Below are 18,527 nucleotides of genomic sequence, written 5' to 3' on the forward strand. Positions count from 1 at the left end.
GTCCGACGCCTGACACCCGAGTCCGCCGGGCCAACCATGCAACGAGGAAACGAATGAATTTCGACTACACACCGAAAGTGCAGGCGTTGCGCGAAAGACTGATCGCTTTCTTCGACGCCCACATCTATCCGAACGAGCGCGTGTACCTCGAAGAAATCGCGGCCAATCGCGCGAGCGGCAACGCGTGGGTTCCCACCGAACTGATCGAGTCGCTGAAGGACAAGGCGCGCGAGGCCGGCCTCTGGAACCTCTTTCTGCCCGAGTCGCAGCGCGGCGCGGGTCTGACGAACCTCGAATACGCGCCTCTATGCGAAATCATGGGTCGCGTGCCCTGGGCGCCCGAAGTGTTCAACTGCAATGCGCCGGATACCGGCAACATGGAGACCATCGAGCGCTACGGCAGCGACGAGCAGAAGCTGCAATGGCTCGAGCCGCTTCTGCGCGGCGAAATCCGCTCGGCGTTCCTGATGACGGAGCCGGAGGTGGCGTCGTCGGATGCGACGAACATTCAGTGCAGCATCGTGCGCGACGGCGACAGCTACGTGATCAACGGCCACAAGTGGTGGTCGTCGGGCGCGGGCGATCTGCGCTGCAGCATCTACATCGTGATGGGCAAGACGGACCCGGGGGCGCCCAGGCATCAGCAGCAGTCCATGGTGCTCGTTCCCGCCGACGCGAGCGGTATCACGGTGCACCGGCCCCTGAACGTATTCGGCTACGACGACGCACCGCACGGCCACATGGACGTCATGCTCGAGAACGTGCGCGTGCCGGCATCGAACATCCTGCTGGGCGAGGGACGCGGCTTCGAGATCGCGCAGGGGCGCCTGGGCCCGGGCCGCATCCACCATTGCATGCGGCTGATCGGGCTCGCGGAGCGCGCGCTCGAACTGATGACCAAGCGCACGTCGCAGCGTGTCGCGTTCGGCAAGCCGATCGCGCAGCATGGCGTGACGCAGGAACGCATCGCCGAGGCGCGGATCATGATCGAGCAGGCGCGCCTTCTCACGCTCAAGGCGGCCTACATGATGGATACGGTCGGCAACAAGGGCGCACGCGGCGAGATCGCGATGATCAAGGTGGTCGCGCCGAACATCGCGTGCCAGGTGATCGACTGGGCGATCCAGGCGCACGGCGCCGCCGGCATCTGCGACGACTTCCCGCTCGCGTACGCGTACGCGTCGGCGCGCACGCTGCGTCTCGCGGACGGCCCTGACGAAGTGCATCGCAATGCGATCGCCAAGCTGGAACTGTCGAAGTACGTCGCGCCGCCCGCGGATTCCGCACACGGCCGTTAAGCGTGTTCCGGATTACGCCGTGATGGCGGCGGCCTCGCGTGCCCGCGCGGGCCGCCCGCGCGAACCGTCCATGTCGCGGGCGTCAGAAATAGTGTCGCGTGACGAACTCGGCGACACACGCGGGCTTCTCGCTTTCCCGGACCTCGACCGTCACGAGCCATACCACCTGCACGGCGCCGTCATCGACATCGATCACCGTGTCGGCGGCGAAGGTCGCGCGCAGGCTCGAGCCGACGCGCACCGGCGCCATGAACCGCACACGGTTCAGCCCGTAGTTGACGCTCATGCGCGTCTCGAGCGGCACGCATTGCGCCAGCCACATCGGCACGAGTGCAAGCGTGAGGAACCCGTGCGCGATGGCTGCGCCGAACGGCGCCTCGCGCCGCGCACGTTCAGGGTCGACATGAATCCACTGATGGTCGCCGGTGGCATCGGCGAAGCGGTTCACGCGCGCCTGGTCGATCTCCACCCAGTCGCTTCGATACGTCGCGACGCCGGCCGCCGCATGAACGTCTGCGGCACTGCGCAGGCGGTCTGCGCTCACCGCAGCGCCGCCGGATTGCGCAGGCCGAAAAGCGCCGCCGAGTCCACGGTCAGCACGAGTTCGCCCTTCTGGTTATGCGCTTCCCAACGCGTCGAAACGATGCCGCGATCCGGCTTGCTTGCGGAGACGCGCTTGTCGAGCACGCGCACCGTGAGGCGCACCGTGTCGTCGACCCGCACCGGCTTCAGCCAGCGGATATTGTCGAGTCCGGGCGAACCCATCGATGTCGAATCGCTCAGCATGTCGCGCACGAGAATGCCCATCATCGCGGAGCAGGTGTTCCAGCCGCTCGCGATCAGCCCGCCGAAATGTGACGCCTCGCCCGCCTGCTCGGACAAATGAAACGGCTGCGGATCGTAGCGCTGCGCGAATCCGACGATCTCCTCGCGCGAAAAGGTGTGCGCGCCGAGCTGCACGGCCGATCCGACTTCGAAATCCTCATAACTGAACGTCATGCCCTGCTCCTCCTTGTCAATGTGTCAGGCTTCAGTGCTCGCAAATGCAGGCAGCGATGCAAAACGCGCGAGATGATGATCGACATCCCCGAGCGTCGTTTCGATGATCGAGAGCCGCTTGAACCAGTGCGCCGCCGCGACTTCGTTCGTCATGCCCATGCCGCCGTGCAACTGCACCGCCTGCTGGCCGACGAAGCGCGCCGCCTGCCCGACGCGCGCCTTCGCCGCCGAGACCGCCTGGCGCCGCGTGTCGGCATCGGCGCTCGCATAGCGTGCTGCCGCGAGATACGTGATCGAGCGCGCCTGCTCGGCGTGGATCAGCATCTCGACCATCCGATGCTGCAGCGCCTGAAAGCGCGCGATCGGCGTGCCGAACTGCTGACGCGTCTTCGTATATTCGACGGTCGCCTCGTTGAGCGCGTCGAGCGCGCCGAGCGCTTCCGCGCACAGGAGCATCGTCGCGTAATCGGCGATCTGCTCGAACGTTGCCGCACCAAATTGCGCAGCGGCGTGCGCGCCACCGAGACGCGTGGCGGGCGTGCCGAAAAAGTCGAGCGTGGCGGCGCGCCGTCCGTCGATCGTCCGGTAATCCGTGACCCTGGCATTCGCGGCATCGCGTGCGATCAAGAAAAGGGCGATCTCTCCGTCGAGCCGCGCCGGCACGATCCAGTAGTCGGCCTGCGCGCCGTGCTGCACGATCGACTTGCGGCCTTGAAGCACGAATGCGCCGCCTTCGAGCCGCGCGGTGGACCGCAGATCGAAGAGGTCGTAGCGCGCATGCGGCTCGTGAAATGCCACCGCCAGCCTGATCGCGCCCTGCGCCACGCGCTCGAGCAGCGCACCGGCCGCGTTATCGCCGTGCGAGGCCGCGAGCCGCAACACCTCGGTTCCCGCGGCCGTGGCCCAGTACGGTTCGATGACGAGCGCGCGCCCCAGCTCCTGCATGACGATCAGCATGTCAACCGGGCCGCCGTCGAAACCGCCATGCGTTTCGGGCACCGGCAGCGCGGTCAGGCCGAGTTCGGTGAATGCCTGCCAGTGCTTCGCATCGACACCCGCCTGCGAGGCCACGATTTTCTGCCGCGCATCGAAGCCGTATTCGTTGTCGAGGTAGCGGCGCAGCGCGTCGCGGAACTGCTGTTGCTCGTCGGTGAAATTGAAGTCCATGCGCCGCTCCTCACAGTCCCAGAATCATCTGCGCAATGATGTTCTTTTGAATCTCGTTCGAGCCGCCATAGATCGAGGTCTTGCGGAAATTGAAGTAGTACGCGGCGAGCGGCGCGGCATCGTCGTCTCCTGCAATGCTGTGGTCGCGCTCGCCTTCGAGGAACGCGGGATCGAAGGCCGCGGCCTCGGGGCCGATGGCGTCGAACATCAGTTCGGTCAGCGCCTGCTGGACCTCGGTGCCCTTGATCTTCAGCATCGACGCCTCGGGCCCGGGGCCGCGCCCTTTCGTCTCGCTCGCGACGACGCGCTGCACGGTCACTTCCAGCGCCATCAGTTCGATTTCGAGCGCGGCGACCTTCGCGGCGAACACCGGGTCGTGCAGCAGCGGGCGGCCGCTCTTCTGCTGGCCGAGCGCGAGCCGCTTCAGGAACGCGAGTTCCCGCTTCGACTGCCCCATGCGCGCGATGCCGGTCCGCTCGTGGCCGAGCAGATATTTCGCATAAGTCCAGCCGCGGTTCTCCTCGCCGACGAGGTTCTCCGCGGGCACCGACACGTCCTCGAAGAAGACTTCGTTGACCTCGTGGTCCTCGTCGAGTGTGATGATCGGGCGCACGGTGATGCCGGGCGTCTTCATGTCGATGAGAAGGAAGGAGATGCCCTCCTGCTTTTTCGCGCCCGGGTCGGTGCGCACGAGGCAGAACATCATGTCGGCATGTTGCCCGAGGGTCGTCCAGGTTTTCTGGCCGTTGACGATGTAGTGATCGCCGTGACGCTCGGCGCGCGTTCTCAGCGAGGCGAGATCCGAGCCGGAACCGGGCTCCGAGTAGCCCTGGCACCACCAGTCGGTGCCGTCCAGAATGCGCGGGAGATAGCGGGCTTTCTGCGCGTCGCTGCCGTATTTCATCAGCACTGGCGCCACCATCGATACACCGAACGGCAACACGCCCGGCGCTCCGATGCGCGCGCATTCCTCGTCCCAGATGTGCTGCTGCGTGGCATCCCAGCCGGGGCCGCCATGTTCCTTCGGCCACGCGACGACCGACCAGCCGCGCGTGCCGAGCAGGCGGTGCCAGCTCGCGAAGTCGTCGCGGTTCAGTCGTTTGTGGTTCAGCACCTTCTCGCGCAGCGACCGCGGAAGATTGGCCTCGAGCCAGGTGCGAATGTCGGCGCGAAAAGCGTCGTCGGCGGGGGAATAGCTCAGATCCATGCGCGGTGTCTCCTGTATCGACAGGAGCTGGCGCTTTGGCGCTTACTCCTGTCCCATGCAGAGCATTCATGGCCCGCATCGGCCATGAACAGACACCGCGCCATGACTTACTGCAGCGGTTCCTTCAGTGCGGCCGGTACGGACAGCGGCATCACGTCGATACCTTCCTCGATCAAGGCGTGCGCGTCTTCCGGCGTCGTGACACCGCGAATATTGCGCGCGGGCGCTTCGTTGTAGTGAATGCGCCGCGCCTCTTCGGCAAAGCGATCGCCCACGTTCTCAGTGTTCTCCAGCACCTCGCGCAAAAACCGCAGCGCCCGGGCCTGGACCGCGGTCGCATCGGTCGCGCCCTGCTTCGCTTGAGGCTGCTGCGAAGGAGCGCTGTCGTTGCGAGCCGACGACAAATTCAGGCGCGGCGCCGAAGGCATGCGGCTCACCTCGGTCGTCGAGCAGACGGGACATGCGACCAGCCCGCGCGACAACTGCGATTCGAACTCGTCGGTTGAAGCGAACCAGCCTTCAAAACGATGTTCGTGGGAGCACTTTAAATCGAGGACCTTCATGCTGATCGGAGCTTCAGTGGAGTTTATCGCAAAACTGCGTTTTGTGAACGATCGTTCGAAAATGCTCTTACGCTGATGGTTTGCTGAATAACCGGGCGAGTGATTGATTTTAGCCCTTCGCCCGGACCTCTGCTGAGCGGGTTCCTGCCGTAAAAAAGCGGCCGTTGCGGCCGCCCTCTTCATATCTCGCTCAACCCGCGCCGGATCAGCCGCCGGTCGGCGCGCCGGGTTGCCATGCGCCGGACAGCAGCTTCTCGAGCCAGAACACGCCGATGATCGTCTTCACATCGCTGATGCGGCCGCTCTTCACCCAGTCAACCAGTTGCGCTTCGTCCGCGACGAACGTTTCGAGAAACTCGCCGTCGTCGAGCTTGCGCTCCCCTGCGGTGAGCCCGCGAGCCAGATACAGGTCGATGAACTCGGTCGAGTACGAAATGACCGGGTGAATGCGCGTCAGGAAGAACCATTCGCGGGCCGTGTAGCCGGTCTCTTCCTGCAACTCGCGCTTGGCGCACGTCAGTTCGTCCTCGTTCGGATCGAGCTTGCCCGCCGGAAATTCGACCAGCACCTTGCCGATCGGATAGCGGTACTGGCGTTCGAGAAGCACGCGGCCGTCGTCGAAGAGCGGGAGGATCATCACCGCGCCGGGATGCTCGACGTATTCGCGCGTGGCGTGCTTGCCGTCGGGCAATTCGACCGTATCGCACTTGAGTGTCAGAAACTTGCCCTCGTGAACGGTGACGCTTTCGACCGTCTTTTCGATGAGGCCGTCGTCGCTTGTCGGGAGTGAGGAATGTTCAGCCATCGTGGCGCCTTGTGCGAAGTGGGCCGCGACAGCATGAGACGCTGTCAGCGGCGTTTGACGAGGTACTGATATGTGAAACCGGGAAACGCGAACACCACGAACAGGCTGAAGGTGACCGCGTAGAACTGCCAGCCCTGATCGAAGCGATTTCCAGCGCGCGCCTCCAGCATGAAGCCGAGCGTGCCCACGACGAGATAAAGGACGATCAGCTCCGCGATGCGGATCCATGCGTTCTTCTTCGCTTCACCGTGCGGTTTGCTCGCGAGGTTAAGCGGAATGACAGCGAAGAGCCGCTGGTTCACGAACGGAAGGTTGGCGCCCACGAGCGCCAACAGCACAATAAACCAGCCCGCAACCGACATTACAGCGGCAACGTGTGCGTAATGGCGGTGAGGCACGCCGTCATCAGCGGGCCCGGCACGAGGCCGAGCACGAGCACGGCAAGACCGTTGAACGCGAGCAGGCCGCGGTTCAGGCCGCCCGCGACGATCGGCGATGCGTCCTGCGGCGCGTCGAAGTACATCAGCTTCACGATGCGCAGGTAGTAGAACGCGCCGACCAGCGATGTAATCACGGCGAGCACGGCGAGCCACGTCAGGCCGGCGTTCATCGTCGCTTCGAGCACGGCGAGCTTCGCGTAGAAACCGACCGTCGGCGGGATGCCGGCGAGCGAGAACATCATGATCATCATGACAAACGCGAACACCGGGCTGCGCTGGTTCAGGCCCTTGAAGTCGTCGATCATTTCGGCTTCGAAATCGCGGCGCGCGAGCAGCATCACCACGCCGAACGTGCCGAGCGTCGTGACGAGATAGATGATGCTGTAGAACATTGCCGAGCTGTACGCACCGGCGGCGCCCGTCACCTTGCCGTCGACCACGCCGGCGAGCAGCCCGAGCAGCACGAAGCCCATGTTCGAAATGGCCGAGTACGCCAGCATCCGCTTGATGTTCTTCTGCACGATACCGGTCACGTTGCCGACGATCAGCGACAGCGCCGCGAGAATCACCAGCATCTCCTGCCAGTCGACGGCGAGCGGCAGCAGGCCCATCACCAGGAGGCGCAGGCCCCACGCGAACGCGGCGACCTTCGGTCCGCCGCCGGTGAGCAGCGTCATGGCGGTCGGCGCGCCCTGATAGACGTCGGGCACCCACATGTGGAACGGCACCGCGCCCATCTTGAACGCGACGCCGGCCACGACGAAGATCACGCCGAAGAGCAGCACCGCGTCGTTGATTCGGCCGGAAGCGACGGCCTTCAGCACTTCGTTCAGTTCAAGCGAGCCGGTCGCGCCGTACAGCATCGAGATGCCGTAGAGCAGGAAGCCGGATGCCAGCGCGCCGAGCACGTAGTACTTCATCGCCGATTCATTCGCCTGCGGCGCATCCTTGCGCAGCGCGATCACCGCGTACAGCGACAGCGACATCAGTTCCAGACCGAGATACAGCGTCAGGAAATTGTTGCCCGAGATCATCACGCACTGGCCGAGCAGCGAAAAGAGGCCGAGCAGGAAGAAGTCGCCGCGAAAGAGGTCGCGGTCTTCCAGATACCTGCGCGAGTAGATCACCGACACCGCAAAGCCGAGACTCACCACTGCCTTCATCGCGCTCGCGAACGGATCGACGATGTACATGCGCGCGAAGAAGTAATGGGTTTGCGGATCGAGGGCGTTCACGGCGAACCACACGCCGACGACGAGCGTCGACACGAGCGAGATCAGATACGTGACGCGACGGCTCGACGGGCCGTAGATCGTGTCGTTCAACCACGCCACGACAATCGCCAGCATCAGGATCGCGTCGGGCAACAAGGCACTCATAGGGGCGTTTTGCATGATCTTTTAATTCCTCCGCACGACGTTACTGGGTGAGCGGCAGCTTCGACTGCGCGACGTGGGAGAGGAGGTTAGCCACGGATTCGTGCATGACATCGGTGAAAGGCTTCGGATGCAGGCCCATGTACAGCGTGAAGACGGCGAGCACGGTCAGCATGAAGATTTCACGCTTGTTGATGTCCGAGAGCTTCGCGACGTGGTCGTTCGCCACCGCGCCGAAGTGCACGCGCTTGTACATCCAGAGCGTATAGGCCGCCCCGAGGACCAGCGTGAACGTGGCGAGGAAACCGATCCAGAAGTTGTACTTCACGGCGGCGAGAATCACCATGAACTCGCCGACGAAACCGGACGTGCCCGGCAGGCCGCAGTTCGCCATCGCGAAGAGCATCGAGAACGCGGCGAACTTCGGCATCGTGTTGACGACGCCGCCGTAATCCGAGATCTGGCGCGAGTGGACGCGGTCGTACAGCACGCCGATGGAAAGGAACATCGCCCCCGACACGAAGCCGTGCGAAATCATCTGGATAATCGCGCCTTCCACGCCGAGCTGGCTGAAGATGAAGAAGCCGAGCGTGACAAAGCCCATGTGCGCAATCGACGAATACGCGACGAGCTTCTTCATGTCCGTCTGCACGAGCGCGACGAGACCGATGTAGATCACCGCGATCAGCGACAGCGTGATCACCACAGGCGCCAGGAAGTGGCTCGCGTCCGGCGCGATCGGCAGCGAGAAGCGCAGGAAGCCGTAGGCGCCGAGCTTCAGCATGATCGCCGCCAGCACGATCGAGCCGCCCGTCGGCGCTTCCACGTGGGCATCGGGCAGCCAGGTGTGGACCGGCCACATCGGCACCTTCACGGCGAACGCCAGGAAGAACGCGATGAACAGCAGCACCTGCGGCGTAAAGCCGATCTTCGCCGCCTGCCACGTCGCGAGGTCGAACGTGTGCGTCTGCGTGTACAGGTACAGCAGCGCAACCAGCATCAGGAGCGAGCCCATCAACGTGTACAGGAAGAACTTGAACGCCGCGTACACGCGGTTCGGTCCGCCCCACACACCGATGATGATGTACATCGGAATCAGCGTCGCTTCGAAGAACACGTAGAACAGCATGCCGTCGGCAGTGGAGAACACGCCGACCATGATGCCCGAGAGGATCAGGAACGCTGCCATGTACTGCGAAACGCGCGAGGTGATCACCTCCCAGCCGGCGATCACGACAATCACCGTAATCAGCGCGGTCAGCACGACAAACCACATCGAGATGCCGTCCACACCGAGGTGGTAGGTGATGTTGAAGCGCTCGATCCAGTTCGCCTGCTCGACGAACTGAAGCGCGGCCGTCGACGAATCGAAGCCGGTGATCAGCGGAATCGTGACGAGCAGCCCGAGGATCGCACCGATCAGCGCGGTCCAGCGCGCGGGGGCCGGATTTTTATCGGAGCCGACAGCCAGGACCAGGAGGCCGAAAACGATCGGCAACCAGATCGCGACACTGAGAATCGGAAAAGAGTGCATAGGGTCCCTCGCCTTATTTGCCGCCGAGCGTTACAAACAGGGTCAAGAGCCCCAACATGCCGATAATCATGGCGAACGCGTAGTGATAGATGTAACCGGATTGAAGGAAGCGGATCACACCGGCGAACCAGCCGACGAACCGCGCACTGCCGTTGACGATACCGTCGATGACGGCCTCGTCGCCCTCCTTCCAGAGTCCGCGGCCGATCGCGACCGCTCCCTTTGCGAAGACGACTTCGTTGATCTTGTCGCAGTAGTACTTGTTGTCGAGCAGCGTGTAGATGCCCGAGAAGCGCTGACGGATCACCGGCGGAAGGTCTGTGCGCTTGTTGTACAGGAACCACGCGACCAGCACACCCGCCAGCGCCAGCCACACCGGCAGACCCGAGAACGCGTGCAGCCCCATCGCAAGCCAGCCGTGGAACTCCTCGGCCATTTCGTGCAGCGCCGGATGGTTTTCGCCGATGAAGATCACCTTCTCGAACACCACGCCGTGCGCGAAGAAGTCGCCGAAGAGCATCGGGCCAATCGCGATCGCACCAATGATCACCGAAGGAATCGCGAGCATCACGAGCGGCAGCGTGACGACCCAGGGCGTTTCATGCGGCTCGTGCGCGTGGCCGTGATCGTCGTGGCCATGACCGTGATCGTCGTGACCGTGGCCGTGCGCCGCTTCGATGCCCATCGGCGACTCGGGATGCTTCGGTCCGCGGAAACGCTCTTCGCCGTGGAACACCATGAAGTACATGCGGAACGCGTACAGCGCCGTGACGAACACGCTCCCCACCACCGCGAAATAGGCGAAGCCCGAACCCGGCAGATGCGAATACTTCACCGCGTCGATGATCGAGTCCTTCGAATAGAAGCCCGAGAAGAACGGCGTGCCGATCAACGCGAGCGAGCCGATCAGCGACGTGATCCAGGTGATCGGCATGTACTTGCGCAGGCCGCCCATGTTGCGCATGTCCTGGTCGTGGTGCATGCCGATGATGACCGAGCCCGCGCCGAGGAACAGCAGCGCCTTGAAGAACGCGTGCGTTGCGAGGTGGAACACGGCGACCGGGTACGCCGACACGCCGAGCGCGACCGTCATGTAGCCGAGCTGCGAGAGCGTCGAATACGCCACCACACGCTTGATGTCGTTCTGGACGACGCCGAGGAAGCCCATGAAGAGCGTCGTGATCGCACCGATCACCGTCACGAAGGACAGTGCCGCGTCCGAATGCTCGAAGAGCGGCGACATGCGCGTGACCATGAAGATGCCGGCCGTCACCATCGTCGCCGCGTGGATCAGTGCGGAGATCGGCGTCGGGCCTTCCATCGAGTCCGGCAGCCAGACATGCAGCGGGAATTGCGCCGACTTGCCCATCGCGCCGATGAAGAGGCAGATGCACGCGACAGTCAGGAGGCCCCAGCTCGTGCCCGGGAACGTCATGCTCGCGAGCTGCGAGCCTTGCGCGAACACTTCGCCGTAGTTGAGCGATCCCGAATAGGCGAGCAGCAGGCCGATGCCGAGCAGGAATCCGAAGTCGCCGACGCGGTTCACGATGAACGCCTTCATGTTGGCGTAGATCGCGCTCTCACGGGTGTAGTAGAAGCCGATCAGCAGGTACGACACGAGACCCACCGCTTCCCAGCCGAAGAAGAGCTGCAGGAAGTTGTTGCTCATGACGAGCATCAGCATCGAGAACGTGAAGAGCGAGATGTACGAGAAGAAGCGCTCGTAGCCGTCGTCGTCCGCCATGTAGCCGATCGTGTAAATGTGCACCATCAGCGAGACGAAGTTCACGACGACAATCATCATCGCAGTGAGCGAGTCGACGAGGAAGCCGACTTCCATCTTCAGCGAACCGACGGTCATCCATTCGTAGATGGTGCCGTTGAAGCTCGCGCCCTTCAGAACGTCGAGGAAGACGATCGAGGACAGCACGAACGAGATCGCGACGCCGAGGATCGTGACGCGATGCGAGCCCTTGCGCCCTATCGCCTTGCCGAACAGCCCCGCGATCAGCGAGCCGACTAGCGGTGCCAGCGGAATCGCGAGCAGCAGGTTTTCATTGAGTGTCGTGGACATAACAGCCTAGCCTGAATTTAACCTTTGAGCTGATCGAGATCCTCGACGTTGATCGTGTCGAGGCTACGGAACAGGGTCACCAGAATGGCGAGACCGATCGCCGCTTCGGCTGCTGCAACAGTCAGCACGAAGAACACGAAGATCTGGCCATGCACGTCGCCGAGATAGTGCGAAAACGCGACAAAATTGGTGTTCACCGCAAGCAGCATCAATTCGATCGCCATCAGGATGATGATCACGTTGCGGCGGTTCAGGAAAATCCCGACGATGCTGATCGCGAACAGAATCGCGCCGAGCACGAGGTAATGGGCAAGACTCAACATTTCTCTTCTCCTTCTCGCTCAGCCCTTGTTGTCAACCGTACCCGCACCGACGTTACCGGTCACGGGCGGATTGGTCGCCGCGTCGGGCGCTTCCGTTTCCGACTTCATCTTGACCAGGCGCACGCGGTCCTCGCGGCGCACCTTCACCTGCTCGCTGATGACCTGGCGCTTGTTGTCCTTCTTCTCGCGGATCGTGAGCGAGATCGCCGCGATGATCGCGACGAGCAGGATCAGGCCCGCGATTTCGAACGCGAAGATGTAGTCGGTGTAGATGACCTTGCCGATCAGCTGCGTGTTCGACATCACTGCCCCGCCGCCGACGCCCGCGCCTGCCGTCACGTCATGCACCGGCGCGACGGTCGCGCCATAGCCGTGCCACAGGATCAGCGCGGTCTCGATGATGATGATCGCGCCGACGATGCTCGCCAGCGGCACGAACCGCTTGAAGTCGCGATGCAGCACGTCGAGATTGATGTCGAGCATCATGACGACGAACAGGAACAGCACCATCACGGCGCCCACGTAGACGAGAACCAGCAGGATCGCGAGGAATTCGGCCTGGAGCAGCATCCAGATCGCGGCCGCGTTGAAGAACGCGAGCACGAGAAAGAGCGCGGATGCCACCGGGTTGCGCGAGGTGATCACCTTCAGCGCCGACACGGTCAGCGATAGCGCGAAGATGTAGAACAGTACGGTCGTGAATTCCATGATTACCGGTTCATCGTTAGGCCATCATCAGGCATTGTGTTTGGACACAAGCACGCCTCGGTTGCAACGCTTCGGAAAACGCAAGGTGCAACCTCGGCGCGCACGCCGCAACAGCAGGTCGATTCAAATACGGGAACAACTCGGAGCGGGGTATCGTTTTCGTGGTCCTCGCTCCGTGCGCATCAACGATACGGTGCGTCGGCTGCCTTCGATGCCGCGATTTCCGCCTCGTAACGGTCGCCAACCGCGAGCAGCATGTCTTTCGTGAAATACAGGTCGCCGCGCTTTTCGCCGTGGTACTCGAGAATCTGCGTCTCGACGATCGAGTCGACCGGGCAGCTCTCCTCGCAGAAGCCGCAGAAGATGCACTTGGTCAGATCGATGTCGTAGCGCGTGGTGCGGCGCGTGTTGTCGGCGCGCGTTTCGGATTCGATCGTGATCGCGAGCGCCGGACACACCGCTTCGCACAGCTTGCACGCGATACAGCGCTCTTCGCCGTTCTCGTAGCGGCGCAGCGCATGCAGGCCGCGAAAACGCGGCGAGATCGGCGTCTTCTCTTCCGGGAACTGCACGGTGATCTTGCGCTGGAACGTGTAGCGTCCCGTCAGCGCGAGCCCCTTCAGCAGCTCGGTCAGAAAGAAGGTCTTGAAGAAGTTCTGAATTGCGGTCATGGTTATTTCATCCGCCCTTTATTTCCAGATGTTCAGTGGCGACATGATCCAGAAGCCGACCACGATCACCCACACCACCGACACCGGCAGGAACACCTTCCAGCCGAGACGCATGATCTGGTCGTAGCGGTAGCGCGGGAACGTCGCACGTGCCCAGATGAACACCGACAGCAGCAAGAAAATCTTCAGCACGAACCAGAAAACGCCCGGGATGAAGGACAGGAAGCCGAACGGCGCATCCCAGCCGCCGAGGAACAGCGTCGTCGCGATCGCCGAGATCACGATCATGTTGATGTACTCGGCGAGGAAGAAGAGCGCGAACGCCATGCCCGAATAGTCGATCATGTGGCCGGCCACGATTTCCGACTCGCCTTCCACGACGTCGAACGGATGGCGGTTCGTCTCGGCGATGCCGGAGACGAAGTACACGACGAACATCGGCAGGAGCGGCAGCCAGTTCCACGAGAGGAAATTGACGCCGTAGCCCGCGAAGATGCCGCGCTGTTGCGACGTCACGATATCAGACATGTTGAGCGTGCCCGCCACCATCAGCACGACGACGAGCGCAAAACCCATCGAGATTTCATACGAAACCATCTGCGCCGCTGCGCGCATGGCGCCGAGGAACGCGTACTTCGAGTTGGACGCCCAGCCGGCGAGAATCACGCCGTACACGCCGATCGACGAAATCGCCATCACATACAGCAGCCCGGCGTTGATGTTGCCGAGCACCGCTTCAGCCTGGAACGGAATGACCGCCCAGACCGCGAACGCGGGGACCACGGTCATGACCGGCGCGATAAGGTAGATCCACCTGCTGGCCTGAGTCGGCTGGATCACTTCCTTGAGCAGCAGCTTCAGCACGTCGGCGATAGGCTGCAGCAGGCCCATCGGGCCGACGCGATTCGGCCCGATACGCACGTGCATCCAGCCGATGAGCTTGCGTTCCCAGAGAATCAGGTACGCCACGCACAGCAGGATCACGACCGCGACCACCAGGATCCGGATGAGCGCCCACACCGTCGGCCATGCAACGCCCAGAATCTGCGTGCCGCCTGCGTTGATCGTATCGAACAAGCCCATTTACGCCTTCTCCACTACCAGTTCACCGAACAGGCCGCCGAGCGCGGCGCCAGCCGTCGTACCCGCCGACACGCGGACCACCGATTCCGCCAGGTTCGCATCGCGAATCGCGGGCAAGACCACCGAGAGATTGCCTTGGCCGATGCGCACGGCGTCGCCGTTCTTCAGGCCGAGCTTGTCGAAAAGCGACGTCGGCAGCGCCGCGATGTTTGCGTCGCGAGCCGCGGCCGTCAGATGCAGCGACTCCGCGCGGCGCGACAACGCGTCGGCGTGATAGATCGGCACATCGGCGAGGCGTTCGAACTTGCCAGCCTCTTGCGCGGCAGCCGTCTTGCGCTTTGCCGCGACACCCGTCTTGTTCGACAGACGCGCGCTCAGGTCACCCGTGCCGAGCGCTGCGTTACGCACTTCTTCCGCCGTATCGAACTCGAAGCCACGCAACTGAAGCAGGCTGCCGAGCACACGCAGGACCTTCCAGCCCGGACGCGTCTCGCCGAGCGGACGCACCACGCCGTTGAACAACTGTGCCGTGCCTTCGGCGTTGACGAACGTGCCCGACGTTTCCGTGAACGGCGCGATCGGCAGCAACACGTCGGCGTAGTCCATACCGTGCTTGAACGCCGACATTGCGACGACCATTTCCGCTTGCTTCAGCGCGGCGAGCGCCTGCGCCGGGTTGGCCGTATCGAATTCCGGCTCCACGTTGAAGAGCACGTAGCCCTTGCGCGGCTGCTCGAACACTTCGCGAGCGTTGAGCCCGCCTTCGCCCGGCAATGCATCGACGAGATGCGCGCCGACCGTGTTGGCCGCTTCCGTGAGGAAGCCGAGCGTCGCGCCCGTGCTGTCGGCGATCCACTGGGCCGCCGCCTGAATCTGTGCGAAATCGGGGTGCTGAACCACGCTGTTGCCGAGCAGCACGACGCGCTTCTCGCCCGCCGACAGCGAAGCCGCCACGTCCTTCGCGGCCGCCGACACTTCGCGACCGGCAAACGCCTCCGGCAGCGCGACACCGCGCGCTTCGGCCACCGCCGCGGCGATACCCGCAAGCTGGTCGAGCCACGCCGACGGCGCCGCGACCACGCGATGCGCGGCCGGGATCAGCGAATCGTCGTTGCTTGCGTGCAGGAACGTGAGCTTCGCGCCGTTCTTCGCGGCCTGGCGCAGACGCGCTGCGAACAGCGGATGATCGCGGCGCAGGAACGAGCCGACGACGAACGCCGTGTCAACCGTCGTCAGGTCCGCGATCTTCACGCCGAGCCACGGCGCGCCGTCGCCCGCGGGTGCGGAGAAATCGCTCTGACGCAGACGGAAATCGACGTTCGGCGTACCGACGCCTTCAGCCAGTTGCTTGAGCAGATACAGTTCTTCGACCGTGCTGTGCGGCGTAGCGAGCGCAGCGATGGCGTTCGCGCCATGATCGGCCTTGATGCCAGACAGACCCTTCGCGACATATTCGAGCGCGGTCTGCCAGTCGGTCTCGATCCACTTGCCGCCTTGCTTGAGCATCGGCGTGGTCAGGCGCTCGGCGCTGTTGAGCGCTTCGTACGAAAAGCGATCCTTGTCCGAGATCCAGCATTCGTTGATGGCTTCGTTTTCCATCGGCAGAACGCGCATCACGCGGTTGTTCTTCACCTGCACGACGAGGTTGGCGCCGACGGAATCATGCGGGCTCACGGACTTGCGGCGCGACAGTTCCCACGTACGAGCGCTGTAGCGGAACGGCTTGCTCGTCAACGCGCCGACCGGGCACAGGTCGATCATGTTGCCCGACAGTTCCGAGTCGACCGTCTTGCCGACGAACGACGTGATTTCCGAATGCTCGCCGCGGCCCAGCATGCCGAGTTCCATCACGCCGGCGATTTCCTGGCCGAAGCGGACGCAGCGCGTGCAGTGAATGCAGCGCGTCATTTCTTCCATCGAGATGAGCGGGCCGACGTTCTTGTGGAACACCACGCGCTTCTCTTCGCTGTAGCGTGATTGCGACTTGCCGTAACCGACGGCCAGATCCTGCAGCTGGCATTCGCCGCCCTGATCGCAGATCGGGCAGTCGAGCGGATGGTTGATCAGCAGGAACTCCATCACGGACTGCTGCGCCTTCACGGCCTTGTCGGACGTCGTGCGAACGATCATGCCCGCCGACACCGGCGTCGCGCAGGCGGGGACCGCCTTCGGCATCTTTTCGACTTCGACGAGGCACATCCGGCAGTTCGCCGCGATCGACAGCTTCTTGTGATAGCAGAAGTGAGGAATGTATGTATCGACCTTGTGCGCAGCCTGGATCACCATGCTGCCTTCAGGCACCTCTACCGTCTTGCCGTCAATTTCTAGTTCAACCATGATGGGGAATGGTCCTCAAACCTGATCACGCGGTAAGCGCTTCAGACGCCGCGTGGTGCGCGTGTCCGCCGACGAGACAATGCTTGTGCTCGACGTGATATTCGAATTCGTTCCAGAAGTGCTTGAGCATGCCGCGCACCGGCATCGCCGCTGCGTCGCCCAGCGCGCAGATCGTGCGGCCCATGATGTTTTCGGCCACCGAGTTGAGCAGATCCAGGTCTTCCTTGCGGCCAAGCCCGTGCTCGATGCGATGCACGACGCGATAGAGCCAGCCGGTGCCCTCGCGGCACGGCGTGCACTGCCCGCACGACTCCTCGTAGTAGAAGTACGACAGGCGCAGCAGCGAACGCACCATGCAGCGCGTTTCGTTCATCACGATCACCGCGCCCGAACCCAGCATCGAGCCCGCCTTCGCGATCGAGTCATAGTCCAGGTCGGTCGCGAGCATCATGTCGCCCGGCACGACGGGCGCCGACGATCCCCCCGGAATCACCGCCTTGACCGATTCGCCGCGTACGCCGCCGGCGAGCTCCATCAGCGTCGAGAACGGCGTGCCGAGCGGAATCTCATAGTTGCCCGGACGATTGACGTCGCCGGATATCGAGAAAATCTTGGTGCCGCCGTTGTTCGGCTTGCCCATTTCCAGATAATTCTGCGGGCCGATAGCCAGCAGGAACGGAACGGCCGCGAAGGTCTCGGTGTTGTTGATGGTGGTCGGCTTGCCGTACACGCCGAAGCTCGCCGGGAACGGCGGCTTGAAGCGCGGCTGGCCCTTCTTGCCTTCGAGCGATTCGAGCAGCGCCGTTTCTTCGCCGCAAATATACGCACCGTAACCGTGGTGCGCATGAAGTTCGAACGAGAAACCCGAGCCGAGGATATTCGCACCGAGATAACCGGCTGCGCGCGCTTCTTCGAGCGCCGCCTCGAACACCTTGTAGACCTCCCAGATCTCGCCGTGAATGTAGTTGTATCCGACGGTGATGCCCATCGCGTACGCGCCGATCGCCATGCCTTCGATCAGCGAGTGCGGGTTCCAGCGCAGGATGTCGCGGTCCTTGAATGTGCCCGGCTCGCCTTCGTCCGAATTACAGACGAGGTACTTCTGCCCGGGAAACTGGCGCGGCATGAAGCTCCACTTCAGGCCGGTCGGGAAGCCCGCACCGCCACGGCCGCGCAGACCCGACGCCTTGACGTCGGCGATCACCTGCTCCGGCGGAATCTTTTCTTCGAGGATGCGACGCAGCTGCTTGTAGCCGCCGCGCGCCACGTAGTCTTCGAGATGCCAGTTCTCGCCGTTTAGTCCGGCGAGAATCAGCGGTTTGATGTGACGATCGTGGAGAGACGTCATTTCGAAAGTTCCTCGATCAACTGGTCGATCTTCTCGCGGCTCATGAAGCTGCACATGCGGTGGTTGTTCACCAGCAGCACGGGCGCATCCCCACACGAACCGAAGCACTCGCCTTCCTTCAAGGTGAACCTGCCATCGGGCGTGGTTTCGCCGAAATCGATGCCGAGCTTTTGCTTCAGATACTCGGCGGCGCTGTCCGAGCCGCCATCCGGACCCAGCTGGCACGGCAGGTTCGTGCAGAGCGTAATCTTGTGCCTGCCGACCGGCGATGTCTCGTACATCGTGTAGAAGGTCGCGACTTCCTGCACGGCGACCGCCGGCATGCCGAGATAGTCCGCGACGAACTGCATGAGCTCGGGCGAGAGCCACCCGTGCTCTTCCTGTGCGGTAGCCAGCGCCGACATCACCGCGGACTGCTTCTGCTCCGCGGGATATTTCGCGATCGCTCGATCGATTTCTTTCAGGCCTTCAGCTGAGATCATTTTCAGACACGACTCTTTCAATTCCTACCGAACGAAAACCTGCCGCGCCCTTCTTGTTGCGGCAGACCTGGCGTCCTGCTGTTGCTTGTTCGCCTGAGAGGGCGGCGCGTTC

At 63.0% G+C, this 18,527-nt stretch carries 18 protein-coding genes; 1 reads left to right on the top strand and 17 read right to left on the bottom strand.

Translation table 11 applies throughout. The annotated features are described in order from the left end of the window. Positions 1–53: 53 nt before the first annotated feature. On the top strand, positions 54–1,298 hold the full coding sequence (locus BG61_RS29435; protein ID WP_035924648.1) for an acyl-CoA dehydrogenase family protein: 1,245 nt from the start codon (positions 54–56) through the stop codon (positions 1,296–1,298). A gap of 82 nt (positions 1,299–1,380) precedes the next feature. Here BG61_RS29435 and BG61_RS29440 read toward each other — a convergent pair whose 3' ends face one another. The 17 genes from BG61_RS29440 to nuoE all read right to left on the bottom strand — a co-directional run bounded on the left by BG61_RS29440 (position 1,381) and on the right by nuoE (position 18,415). Further along, the gene (locus BG61_RS29440) at positions 1,381–1,827 is read right to left on the bottom strand and encodes a MaoC family dehydratase (RefSeq protein ID WP_232255945.1); all 447 of its coding nucleotides are present in this window, start codon (positions 1,825–1,827) and stop codon (positions 1,381–1,383) included. Positions 1,828–1,838: 11 nt separating this feature from the next. Continuing rightward, on the bottom strand, positions 1,839–2,297 hold the full coding sequence (locus BG61_RS29445; RefSeq protein WP_035924644.1) for a MaoC family dehydratase: 459 nt from the start codon (positions 2,295–2,297) through the stop codon (positions 1,839–1,841). A 24-nt stretch (positions 2,298–2,321) separates the two neighbouring features. Continuing rightward, entirely contained in the window at positions 2,322–3,464 is a 1,143-nt protein-coding gene (locus BG61_RS29450; RefSeq protein ID WP_035924642.1) for an acyl-CoA dehydrogenase family protein, read from the bottom strand. Positions 3,465–3,474: 10 nt separating this feature from the next. Then, positions 3,475–4,671: an acyl-CoA dehydrogenase family protein gene (locus BG61_RS29455; RefSeq protein ID WP_035924640.1), complete on the bottom strand. Its 1,197-nt coding sequence runs from the start codon at positions 4,669–4,671 to the stop codon at positions 3,475–3,477. Between the two features lie 107 nt (positions 4,672–4,778). Continuing rightward, positions 4,779–5,234: a DUF1178 family protein gene (locus BG61_RS29460; RefSeq protein ID WP_035924638.1), complete on the bottom strand. Its 456-nt coding sequence runs from the start codon at positions 5,232–5,234 to the stop codon at positions 4,779–4,781. Between the two features lie 205 nt (positions 5,235–5,439). After that, entirely contained in the window at positions 5,440–6,039 is a 600-nt protein-coding gene (locus BG61_RS29465; RefSeq protein WP_035924636.1) for an NUDIX domain-containing protein, read from the bottom strand. 44 nt (positions 6,040–6,083) lie between these two features. Beyond that, positions 6,084–6,401 (bottom strand): DUF2818 family protein, encoded by a 318-nt coding sequence (locus tag BG61_RS29470; RefSeq protein ID WP_035924634.1) that lies wholly within the window; start codon positions 6,399–6,401, stop codon positions 6,084–6,086. Continuing rightward, on the bottom strand, positions 6,401–7,873 hold the full coding sequence (nuoN, locus tag BG61_RS29475; protein ID WP_035924633.1) for an NADH-quinone oxidoreductase subunit NuoN: 1,473 nt from the start codon (positions 7,871–7,873) through the stop codon (positions 6,401–6,403). The genes BG61_RS29470 and nuoN overlap by 1 nt, the downstream gene beginning before the upstream one ends. Before the next feature lie 25 nt (positions 7,874–7,898). Continuing rightward, positions 7,899–9,389 (bottom strand): NADH-quinone oxidoreductase subunit M, encoded by a 1,491-nt coding sequence (locus tag BG61_RS29480; RefSeq protein ID WP_035924630.1) that lies wholly within the window; start codon positions 9,387–9,389, stop codon positions 7,899–7,901. Positions 9,390–9,402: 13 nt separating this feature from the next. Continuing rightward, the gene (nuoL, locus tag BG61_RS29485) at positions 9,403–11,463 is read right to left on the bottom strand and encodes an NADH-quinone oxidoreductase subunit L (RefSeq protein ID WP_035924629.1); all 2,061 of its coding nucleotides are present in this window, start codon (positions 11,461–11,463) and stop codon (positions 9,403–9,405) included. Between the two features lie 17 nt (positions 11,464–11,480). Continuing rightward, positions 11,481–11,786 (bottom strand): NADH-quinone oxidoreductase subunit NuoK, encoded by a 306-nt coding sequence (nuoK, locus tag BG61_RS29490; protein ID WP_007588140.1) that lies wholly within the window; start codon positions 11,784–11,786, stop codon positions 11,481–11,483. A gap of 18 nt (positions 11,787–11,804) precedes the next feature. Next, positions 11,805–12,494: an NADH-quinone oxidoreductase subunit J gene (locus BG61_RS29495; RefSeq protein ID WP_035924624.1), complete on the bottom strand. Its 690-nt coding sequence runs from the start codon at positions 12,492–12,494 to the stop codon at positions 11,805–11,807. 182 nt (positions 12,495–12,676) lie between these two features. Further along, on the bottom strand, positions 12,677–13,165 hold the full coding sequence (gene nuoI / locus BG61_RS29500; protein WP_035924623.1) for an NADH-quinone oxidoreductase subunit NuoI: 489 nt from the start codon (positions 13,163–13,165) through the stop codon (positions 12,677–12,679). A gap of 18 nt (positions 13,166–13,183) precedes the next feature. Beyond that, positions 13,184–14,248, bottom strand: coding sequence for an NADH-quinone oxidoreductase subunit NuoH (gene nuoH, locus BG61_RS29505; protein WP_035924620.1), 1,065 nt, complete (start codon positions 14,246–14,248; stop codon positions 13,184–13,186). Continuing rightward, entirely contained in the window at positions 14,249–16,585 is a 2,337-nt protein-coding gene (gene nuoG / locus BG61_RS29510) for an NADH-quinone oxidoreductase subunit NuoG (RefSeq protein ID WP_035924618.1), read from the bottom strand. It lies immediately after the preceding gene. Positions 16,586–16,610: 25 nt separating this feature from the next. After that, positions 16,611–17,933 (bottom strand): NADH-quinone oxidoreductase subunit NuoF, encoded by a 1,323-nt coding sequence (nuoF, locus tag BG61_RS29515; RefSeq protein WP_035924616.1) that lies wholly within the window; start codon positions 17,931–17,933, stop codon positions 16,611–16,613. Beyond that, positions 17,930–18,415, bottom strand: coding sequence for an NADH-quinone oxidoreductase subunit NuoE (nuoE, locus tag BG61_RS29520; protein WP_035924615.1), 486 nt, complete (start codon positions 18,413–18,415; stop codon positions 17,930–17,932). Before nuoE ends, nuoF begins: the two co-directional genes overlap by 4 nt. Positions 18,416–18,527: the final 112 nt, after the last annotated feature.

Source organism: Caballeronia glathei, from assembly GCF_000698595.1.
Lineage (GTDB): Bacteria > Pseudomonadota > Gammaproteobacteria > Burkholderiales > Burkholderiaceae > Caballeronia > Caballeronia glathei.